The organism is Sphingomonas sp. PAMC 26621 (assembly GCF_000251145.1).
Classification (GTDB): domain Bacteria; phylum Pseudomonadota; class Alphaproteobacteria; order Sphingomonadales; family Sphingomonadaceae; genus Sphingomonas.
Genome location: NZ_AIDW01000041.1, coordinates 1 through 7,806 on the forward strand (window position 1 = coordinate 1; position 7,806 = coordinate 7,806).

Annotated in this window: 9 protein-coding genes and 2 pseudogenes; 6 read left to right on the top strand and 5 right to left on the bottom strand. The window is 55.3% G+C overall.

The features are described 5' to 3' along the window. Positions 1–592: 592 nt before the first annotated feature. The 6 genes from RI03_RS19000 to RI03_RS22950 all read left to right on the top strand — a co-directional run bounded on the left by RI03_RS19000 (position 593) and on the right by RI03_RS22950 (position 4,868). A complete protein-coding gene (locus tag RI03_RS19000; RefSeq protein ID WP_010219256.1) occupies positions 593–967 on the top strand; it encodes a hypothetical protein in 375 nt (124 codons plus the stop codon). Positions 968–1,677: 710 nt separating this feature from the next. Next, on the top strand, positions 1,678–2,100 hold the full coding sequence (locus RI03_RS19010; protein ID WP_010219258.1) for a DUF4279 domain-containing protein: 423 nt from the start codon (positions 1,678–1,680) through the stop codon (positions 2,098–2,100). Between the two features lie 579 nt (positions 2,101–2,679). Continuing rightward, positions 2,680–2,967 (top strand): toxin-antitoxin system TumE family protein, encoded by a 288-nt coding sequence (locus RI03_RS19020; protein WP_037515663.1) that lies wholly within the window; start codon positions 2,680–2,682, stop codon positions 2,965–2,967. Then, positions 2,964–3,302: an HVO_A0114 family putative DNA-binding protein gene (locus RI03_RS19025; protein ID WP_010219261.1), complete on the top strand. Its 339-nt coding sequence runs from the start codon at positions 2,964–2,966 to the stop codon at positions 3,300–3,302. The genes RI03_RS19020 and RI03_RS19025 overlap by 4 nt, the downstream gene beginning before the upstream one ends. Before the next feature lie 44 nt (positions 3,303–3,346). Then, complete coding sequence (locus RI03_RS19030) at positions 3,347–3,667, top strand: hypothetical protein (protein WP_010219262.1); 321 nt, start codon at positions 3,347–3,349, stop codon at positions 3,665–3,667. 478 nt (positions 3,668–4,145) lie between these two features. Beyond that, a complete protein-coding gene (locus tag RI03_RS22950) occupies positions 4,146–4,868 on the top strand; it encodes a BLUF domain-containing protein (protein ID WP_010219263.1) in 723 nt (240 codons plus the stop codon). A 295-nt stretch (positions 4,869–5,163) separates the two neighbouring features. Here the strand turns inward: RI03_RS22950 and RI03_RS19035 are convergent, their stop codons facing one another. The 5 genes and pseudogenes from RI03_RS19035 to RI03_RS23770 form a co-directional block, all read right to left on the bottom strand. Further along, positions 5,164–5,532, bottom strand: coding sequence for a response regulator (locus RI03_RS19035; RefSeq protein ID WP_026046879.1), 369 nt, complete (start codon positions 5,530–5,532; stop codon positions 5,164–5,166). Beyond that, a complete protein-coding gene (locus RI03_RS19040; RefSeq protein WP_202949381.1) occupies positions 5,522–6,373 on the bottom strand; it encodes a sensor histidine kinase in 852 nt (283 codons plus the stop codon). Before RI03_RS19040 ends, RI03_RS19035 begins: the two co-directional genes overlap by 11 nt. A 28-nt stretch (positions 6,374–6,401) precedes the next feature. Next, positions 6,402–6,578: a hypothetical protein gene (locus RI03_RS24360; protein ID WP_202949382.1), complete on the bottom strand. Its 177-nt coding sequence runs from the start codon at positions 6,576–6,578 to the stop codon at positions 6,402–6,404. Between the two features lie 150 nt (positions 6,579–6,728). Then, positions 6,729–7,552: pseudogene (locus RI03_RS19045) on the bottom strand (IS5 family transposase). A gap of 107 nt (positions 7,553–7,659) precedes the next feature. Continuing rightward, a pseudogene (locus RI03_RS23770) lies at positions 7,660–7,806 on the bottom strand (IS481 family transposase); the annotation flags it as partial.

Below are 7,806 nucleotides of genomic sequence, written 5' to 3' on the forward strand. Positions count from 1 at the left end.
GACGGACTGGAATTGCCTCGAAGTGGTCGGGCCGGAACCGACCGTCGAGCTACGCCCAGCGATTGTTCATCTGCATGCGGGCAAGTAGCCGACGTCCGCTTTCACCAAAATCGGACGTAGGCGTGAGGTGATGAGCGCTCGGATGGAGTGCTGATAACGCCCAATGGCTTGAGCCACAGCTATGCGCATTGGTCGTTATCGCAGGTCCGGCCGGTCTAGGAGCGGACGGACCGAAAACGCCTAATAGCGGACATCGCAAGTTTCGATTAGTAGCAAGAGATGTCGAGAGCGCTTCGCATATCATCAGTCGTGATTAGTTTCGTTGCCTTGTCGGGTGCCTCATTATCCAGTGCCGCCGAAACACGCGGAGACCGCACAGGAATTTGCGCTCGCAAGTTGAACTGGATCGATGCCCACCGACAGGAGCACCACCGATTAGAGACGGTGATCGTGAAGCAATCGGCTCATGTCGAAGCTGACGTTCGACGTGTCGAATTTTATGAGCGTGAGGTGCTGAAGCCATACCTGCCCGACATGAGTTCGTTTTCATGGTTCGGCGCATGGGTGACGGATACGAGTGTCGATCAGGTGCATGGGCCAGATTGCTCGCGACTTCCGCGATCTGTCGAGCGCTGACCGAACAGGCCGCAGTCGACCATTTCCAGTCATTCACAGGATCGGCTACGCGCTCTTTATGCGACTGCTTTGGCCTATCGAACGGGAAGTCCTCGAAATCACGGCAGCGGAGTATCCGGCCTCTTCTGAGGGCATTCGTCGCCAGATCGACACGGCGCGGGTCATTGGCTTCGAGAACAGCGGCGCGGGTTTCTTTTCTAATCTCGCGGTAGCCGATGATGCCCCTGTGTTGTCCGAAACGTCGCCGTTAAGTGGGGCTTACGGGAGCGTGCTGGGGATCGAACATGGTATGGGCTTCATCGTGTTCCTGAAAGACGGTCGCCTTCAATGATCGAAGGCTATTGCAACGACAGCGGCCCAACAACGGACATTGATTTCTCGCGAGCCGTGTATGGGTTGATGCCGTGGGGCGCGAAACCGAACGTGGAGCCGTAGGGCAGGTTTCCACCCAGGTCGCGACGTTCAGACGCTATCATCGCGACCACCGTGCCCACAAACGGACCGGCTGCTTTGGGGCCAGAAAGCGGACGGACCGGAAACGTCCAATGTCGGGCGTTTGGCGGACTGGACAGCCGACCCGAAAGCCGACATCCTTGTCTCATGATCGGCAAGCATTTTACCGCTAGGAAATCGCTGTTCTTGCTAGTTTTCGTGCTTTGGCTTGCGACTGCTCTCCCGATAGCGACCCTAAGCCTCTTCATGTGGGAAATCCCGCTGTGGCCGTCGTTTAGCGCCGAGAGCACGTCTGAAGGCGTTGCCGTCTGGGCAGTCGTCGCCGCCTGGTTCTATGTTATACCGGTCGGGTTGATCTTGGTTGGCCGCAATAACAGGCGACCGTCCGCTTAGTAGCCTTCATAGCCAAAAGCGGTCTGTCCGCTGACCACCAGACCCTGACATCCGCGATCGGCAGCGCATCGGATTTCTGCATTACCAAAATGCCTAGATTCCTGCCGTTCCGAACGTGATGCAGAACCTGTGATTTGTGCATCAGCGAACTTGAAAGGTGATGGAAAGCAGACGTGGATCAGGTAGTCCGATGCCATGAATGATGTCGCCGAATGCAAGGTTTCAGTGTGGCTCGTTGGTGACGAGCTCGATCCGGATGAACTTCGTTCCTGGCTAGGGCATGCACCTGCCTATCAGGTTCGCAAGGGCGAGGCGTACCGCTCCAAAGCCGGCGAGGAAATGGTTGCAAGCACAGGTCGGTTTCAGCTCACTACGGGTTGGCAGACCGGGAAACCACTGGAGCAACTCATAATCGAACTGCTGGACCAGCTGCCGAATGATCCCTTCTTGTGGGAGAAGATCAATACCAGCCTATCGGGTGAGGTCGTCTGCGGCCTTATTCTCGACGGCGTCAATGAAGAAGCGAAGCTCTCGCCCAGGTCGCTTCTAGCGCTCGGGCATCGCGGCCTGTCGCTTCACCTCGATATATACGACAGCGGCGACGGACCAGTCACCTAACCAACCAACCGCTTTGATTCTGTTTGATGCAAAACTTTTGATTTTTGCATCATGGAAGGCCTTCGGTTGGCTCCATTTTCGAGAACTGCTTTAAGGGGCTTGCATCAATTTGTTCGCAAGCGCAGCATGACGACGCCTTTCAGGCATCCTCTGTTGATAACTTCGGGGCCGGCTCACGCTGGCCCATTTTTTTGCCTGATGAAGATAGCTTTATCGTCGCAAAAGGGACCCTTTTTGCAACGGTGGGTAAAAAGCCCAGGCACGTTTCCCCGTTTATCAGGTCGAGGCCAATAGCGCTTTGCCTGCCGGAGTCCATGAGCCACCTCTAGCTGACGGATCAACCAGACCGTATGTAATGAGCAATTCGACGGCCTCTTCGCCCGCGCTCATGCACATGTGATCGAGCGTGCCTGTGCCATCGCTGAGATACTGCTCACACATCCAGGCAAGTGCGGCGAGTAGCCGTTGTTCGTTCTCAGTCATCACGGTGTTTTGACTGCCCGGCCTTCAGCCTGCAATGGCTCTACCGAACTGTTGGAGTGGTTGACAACGCAGTAAGCTGTTGGCATAGACTCCAACATGAAAGCTGAATTACGCCTGTGTGAGCGGATCGGGCTTTCCGAAACTATGTTTGTTGAGTTGGTGGTCTGGCAGCTTCCCGCTCCCGCCGCAGGCAGCGCGCATAGCTTCAAATACCGGCTAGCGCTGGTGGATGCCGGAGTATGTGTCATGCGGTACGACAACGAGGCCGGCAAAGGCGATCACAAGCATCTGGGAGCGATCGAGGTCGATTATCCATTCCAAGGCATCGACACGCTGATAACCGACTTTTGGTCTGACGTAGAAAGCTGGAGGACAGGAAAATGAACACGGTAACGCTCGGCGTGTCCTCGATCGACGAAGCAAAAGAGCGGCTTGCCGCTGCATTTCGTGGCGAACCACAGGGCCAGCGCATCTCCTTCGTATCGATCGATCTGCTCTGGAAAACCATCAGCCCCAAGCGATGGGACATTATCCAGGCGATGACCGGCCAGGGCCCTCTCGCCATTCGCGAAGTCGCGCGCCGGCTCGGCCGGGACGTTAAGGCGGTCCATGGCGACGTGCTCGCCCTCATCAACGCCGGCGTCGTCGACCGTGTCGAGAATGGCGTCGTCTTCCCTTACGATGCCGTCCACGTCGATTTCATGCTGAAGGCCGCATAGCGCCAACCGCGCATAAACAAATTACGGAGGGGAAGCAGCCTGACATGACCGACGATGAGCACATGACCCTCCGTCAAAACCTGGGTTTCAAGCTCATGCTGCACGCCGGTGGCGCGGTTGCCGGTGCTGTCGCGGCTCCCGTACCCCTATCCGAAGCTCTCGATGCTACAGTAAAACGCCTCGCCGGTGGCCTAATCGCTGACGGGGTAGAACCCTCTTTTGTCGATGGTTGGAAACACGCTTGCCTAGAAACCGAACGTGTTGCTGCGTGCGATCTAATCGTAACTCAGGCCATCACGCTGGCGCGGGCTCTGGGCAAGTTAGAAGCTTTGCCAGGCGAGAATGCGGATGCGGATGGCGAATAGGCGCGGATGAACATTGTTTCGGTCTGCTATGAGCAGTCTTTATACGTTCAGTCTTTTTTACGTTGCACTAACGCCTAAAAGGAACCGCGCTTAGTCCGGTCTTGAAAGGGCATACCTAAAACGTTCCGGAGGAAAATAGAGCATATCCAAGGGGGGGGGGGGGATCGTCTGAAAAGCGGACGGACCGGAAGCGCCCAATGATGGGCATTAAGCGCTACTGGGGTGCTTCCCGAAAGCGGTCGTTCGTTCAGCCCCCGCCTGCGCCTTTAACGGCTAGGCACCTTACCGTTATTGGCAGTCGAAAACTTTCCCCGTACATAGGTATGGAGCTATATAGCATGAAAATAACAATTTCATTCAATGTCAACAACATGCGTTTGATCTTGCTCAGACATATCAATTGAGCTCAATAAAACATGTTTTTGACAGGAATTTTGCTTCCCGTTCAAACCTGTAGTCAGCCGGTCGGGGGTGAACGATGCGTCAGATATTGTATGTCAGTACAAGCACGGTTTCCGGTGATGGCGCTGACCTTGCGAGAATACTCAATCAGTCGCGCCATAACAACGCACTGGACGAGGTCACGGGTTTGCTATTTTCAAATGGCAAATGCCTCATACAGGTGTTGGAAGGTTCAACGGTAAGCGTCGAACCTTGCTTGCAACGAATTATGAAAGACGACCGTCATCACTCTATCGAGATACTGATGGATCGTATTATTTTCGATCGAGAGTTCGGAGAATGGAATATGTTGCATCGTCGAAAAGACGATCCAGTCGAAATGTATAAATTGTACATAGACCGATTGTTATCTCACGCATGTGACCAAGTGCGGGTACATTTTAAATCGTTTTTGGCAACGGGCTCGCACGCTAACGTCCGACCAGCCACACCTGCTCCTATTGCAAACGGGATACCGCTTCTGACGTTCGTATCCGGGCGCTTCCACTGGGACGAAATTCGAAATGGCGTCGTTTTCGAAGCGTCTGGCCCCGGCGGTCCTATCAAATATATAATTACACCAGCTGCAATCGCCGAGTTGGCGAACGACAGCCAGACCAATCTCGACGCGCAGCAGTGTATGAATAGATTTAAGAAACTTGAGCATCACATTCATCGGATCGCGCAGCGCGAGAGACGACCGTTTGAAGAAAACCTACCATTAATCGTCATTCGCGGCGACGATGTAAGAGGAGAATAGCTGTAGGTGCTTGCAATAGTAGCGGCCGCTGCTCGCAAACGGAGCGTATTGCTGCTCAGATTGTCTGACAATGGGCGCGGCCAACTGCTCACGCTATCTGCCAGCGTGCTCGCAATCATCGTGACGTGCCCGCAATCGAAAATACCTGCTCACAGTGTCAGCCAGCAGGTAGCGCACATTCAGCGCGGCACGCGTATCTCTAGAGTTTCGGTTCTGGTCATCGGGCCTGTCCGCTCGTGGTGTTGTACGAGCCATAATGACGCAACGACCGCCGTTCCGCAAAAAGGGCTGCTGTTCAGAGGTTTAAGAGGCGCTGAAATTGGTCTGATACATCTTGGTAGCGGAACGGCTTTCTGAGGACAGGCTGCTGGTGATATCGGGCCGGTACTCCCTCCGCGCCAAATCCGGTTGCAAACATGAAGGGTACGCCGCGCGCGGCAAGCGCGTCGGCGATGGGGAAGCTTTTGATTCCGTGTAGGTTGACGTCCAATGTCGCGGCGTCGAACTCTTTCTCGTCGATAAAAGCAAGCGCTTGGTTAACAGTCGCGGCTGACGTGATGGACGTACACCCGAGTTCGGCCAGCATGTCCTCGACGAGCATCAAAATCATCAACTCGTCTTCGACGACCAAGATGCGCCGACCGGTAAGCGGCTTATCCGACATGGGCACCCTCGGGTGCCGGGATATCGATCGTGCAAACCGCGCCTTCTTCCGGAAAGTCGAGATGCACGGTCCCTGCCAGCTCATGACACAAACCACGCTCGATCACCTGCGAACCGAACCCTTTGCGCGACGGCGGAGCCACAGTTGGGCCGTCCTTTTCCTGCCAACGAATAATCAGCCTGTTGCCCGCCGGCATGGGCGCGACCGCCCACTCGATCATGACGCATCCTGCTTCGTTGGATAAGGCACCGTACTTCAGAGCGTTTGTCGCGAGCTCGTTGAGCGCGACGCCGAGCGCCAACGCCGTCTGCGGTGAAATGCGGACATGTCGACCTGCGATGAAGAAGCGCGCCGTGCCATCGCCTGCGACCCCAAACGGCTCCAATACCTCGTTCACTAAGTCGCGCAAACTCACGCCGTCCCATTGCTCACGGGTAAGGAGGTCATGCGATCGGGAAAGAGCGAAGAGGCGGGAATTGATAGACTCTCGAACGATCTGGGTATCGGATGATTTTTTGAACGACTGCCAGACTATCGCCTGCACCGTGGCTAAAGTGTTTTTTACACGATGATTAAGCTCGTCGATGAACATTTTCGACTTATTTTGCGCTTCTTTGTGCTTGGTAATATCCATGAACGAAACGAAATGCTGCACGATCCTGCCACTCTCGTCCCATACCGGGCTTATGAATACCGAGACGAACAACGTACTGCCGTCCTTCCGGTTATAGTCGATATCCAGGTTATTGTCGTGATTCTCAGATTTCGCGAATTCGGACTTGATCTTCTCGATGACTTCCGGGTCCACGCGCTGTTCCAGTAAGGAATTGAACTTGACCAATGCCTCGTTCCGATCTACCCAGTCAGCTTTAGAAAGCTGTCGTTTCGTAAACGATCGGGTCGCCGGGTGCCTTCGCGTCGGTAAAAAGCATTGCCATGCGTGTCGTCTCCGCGGCAACAACGAAAGGTCCAAGGTCCTTTCGGAAATCGTCGACGGCTGCCTCGGCGTCTTCCTGCCTTTCGGACTTTGGCTTGACTTCAGACATACCAAAGCTCCACTCGAATTATCCGCTAGACCTTATACCGCTTAGCAGCGAATCATACCCCCGACATGAGCCATCACAATAGACGATCGTCTATCGGTTTTCTCGGTGCCAACGTTCGTCATGTGTCCGCGCTTAGAGTCCGTTTGGAAATCAGGGGTGTGCGTTTCTGCGCAGCATGATGCCGCCCATTGCGACCATGATCATGGCTGCGAGACATCGATGCGCTGCTCATGGTCGCGCACGAGGCGTCGCCATCGAATCATCCATCCAAAGGTGCGCTCGACGACCCAACGGCGTGGCAGCACCTTGAAGCCTTTTTGGTCGTCAGAGCGACGAATGATCTCGACGACGAAGTCGAGATAGCTTGCCTTGTCCATGAGCTTGAGACGGTCGTAGGCACCATCGGCAAAGAGATGTTTGACCCAGGGCCAGCGCTTGCGAATGCCATCTAATATGGTCTGGGCTCCGGCGCTGTCGGAGATGTCGGCGGTGGTCAGGTTGACCATCAGCAACCGCCCATCGGTATCGACCGCGATGTGACGCTTCCGACCAGCGATCTTCTTGCCGGCATCGTATCCCCTTGTTTTTGCGTGTGGTGCCTTGATCGATTGACTGTCGATCACTCCTGCTGACGGGGATTGCTCGCGTCCCTGCCGCTCCCGGTCGAGCATCAATTCCACATCATGGATCGTCTGAAACAAGAAGCGTCGCGCCAGTTCGCGAAACCACCCGTAAACGGTCTGCCAAGGGCCAAAATGGACCGGCAGCATGCGCCATCCGCACCCTGAGCGTACCAGGTAGCGCACCGCGTTGATCACCTCGCGGAAATCCACCTCGCGCGGGCGGCCGCGCCGCCCTGGCCGAGGCATCAGTGGCGCGATCCGATCCCATTCCTCATCCGTCAGATCGCACGGATAGCGCTTAGTCTTGCGCGCGATGGCGGCGTTGCGCCCACGGCTTTCTTCGGTCCACATACGAACCCTGAATCATACTTCGGGCGACCCGGGAATCCCGCAATCCGATTTTCCAAACAGCTTCTTAGCTCAAGTTGGCGAGCACCCGATGCGATGACCCCAGCCATGTTTAGTCCCGGCATTTGGTGGATCGGATTAACGATGAACCGGTCTGGTTCTGAAGTCCAGATTTTGGCGATGTATTCGTAGGGTGTGAGACCGCTGAGCGTCTTAAGCCGGCGGGGAAAGTTATAGACAGCCATAAAGTCGGCGAG